The organism is Neisseria sp. P0021.S005, assembly GCF_051956955.1.
Window position 1 is genome coordinate 1 of record NZ_JBQCWY010000691.1, and the last position, 1,595, is coordinate 1,595.

The 1,595-nt window shown below is 54.6% G+C and carries 2 protein-coding genes; both read right to left on the reverse strand.

What is annotated here, in order from left to right:
- Nucleotides 1-135: 135 nt before the first annotated feature.
- Nucleotides 136-1,137: a DNA polymerase III subunit delta gene (gene holA / locus ACTHUE_RS18365; protein ID WP_107867271.1), complete on the reverse strand. Its 1,002-nt coding sequence runs from the start codon at nucleotides 1,135-1,137 to the stop codon at nucleotides 136-138.
- On the reverse strand, nucleotides 1,137-1,595 hold a 459-nt coding region (locus tag ACTHUE_RS18370; RefSeq protein WP_440424128.1), incomplete at its 5' end, for an LPS-assembly lipoprotein LptE. The genes ACTHUE_RS18370 and holA, both read right to left, overlap by 1 nt.

Genomic DNA, 1,595 nt, shown 5'->3' on the forward strand with positions numbered 1-1,595 from the left:
TTCCTTGTTTTTTGCTGGAAGAGGCCGTCTGAAATGCGAGGTTCAGACGGCCTGAATTTGAGTTTACGCTATTTTACAGTATTTTCTGTTTTTGGGGCGTATTGCGTGCAAGTTTCTTGACGCGTGGCAACGGTTTCAAGCGGCCAGCGAGGTAACGAGCTGTTTGAACTCGGTCCATGCATCGCCTTCTTCCGCGCCTTTGATGATGCGGTCGATTTTGGCGCAGGTTTTGAGCGCGTCGAGCAGGCGGTTGATGGAAATGCGTTTGACCGCCATCGGTGCAAGGGTCTGCTTGTCGCCCCATAAACGCAGGCTGTTGCGCAGGCTTTGGATGTTTTGTCCCTGCTTGAGTGCGGCAGTCAGGCGGATTAGGGTGCAGATGTCTTCGGCAACCGCCCACAACAGCAAAACCGGCTCTTCGCCTTCTTCTTCCAAACCGTCCAGCAAACGGGAAACGCGCAGGGCGTCGCCTTTCATCCACGCGCCTGCCAGTTGGAATACGTCGAAGCGGGCGACGGTGGCAACTGCGGCTTCTGCGTCGGCAATATTGATTAAATGGCCTTGAGGATGGAGCAGAGCGAGTTTTTCGATTTCCTGACGGGCGGCCAAAAGATTGCCTTCGACGCGCTCGGCAAAAAGGGCGAGTGCTTCGGGTTCGATGTCCAAACCCTGCTGTTTCAGACGGCCTTGTATCCATTGCGGCAAAGCATGTGGCGCAACGGCTTTGGCTTCTAAGACGATGCCTTTGCCTGCCAATGCGGAAAACCATTTGGACTGGATTTGCGCTTTTTCAAGCTTGGGCAGGAGGATGAGCGTAACCGTATCTTCGGGCAGGCGTTCGGCGAAGGTTTGCAGGGCATCACCTCCGTTTTTGCCGGGTTTGCCGTTGGGAATATGGATTTCCAGCAGTTTCAAATCGGCAAACAAACCTGCGCTGCCGGCACTTTGCAACAGCTCGTTCCAGTCAAAATTGTTTTCGGCAGTATAGACTTCGCGGTTGAGATAACCTTGTTTTTTTGCAGCTGCGCGCAGCGTATCCAAAGCCTCGATGCGCAACAAATCCTCTTCGCCGTGAATAATGTACAACGGTTTGAGCGGCGTATCGGGGCGCAGGCTCTCAATGGGTGCGGCAGCCATTATCGCGCCTTCAGGAAAGTCAGGCGGCGGACGATTTGATCTGCGGCGTCGATGCGCATTTCAGACCAAATGGTTTCTTCCTCTTCCTGTTTGCCCAAAACTTCGCTGTCGGCGTAGTCCATGGTGCGGTGAACCTTGACTTCCATCGGTTCGCCAACCGGCTCGCCGTTGCGGAAGGCTTGGACTTTGACGGTCATGGCCAGCAGGTATTCGTTGATTGCGGCGGCGCGGGTGATGGTGTAGATATCGCGACGTTTTTGGAAGTCGACAACGCGCAGGGTGATTTGTGATTCGGCTTCGCTAACCGGATGGCCGTCGGCACGGCGTAAGGCATTTTCCAGCGCTTTTTGCATGACGGCTCCGCCTTCTACATGCCAGTTTTGATAAGGCAGCGGTTGCGAAGTCACGCCTGTGCCTTTCAGGTGAAAACCGCAAGAGGCAAGCAATATGGCGAGTGC

What these genes read in the sequence shown, in the direction of transcription:
- holA (WP_107867271.1), bottom strand. Translation starts at nt 1,137, where the DNA reads ATGGCTGCCGCACCCATTGAGAGCCTGCGCCCCGATACGCCGCTCAAA.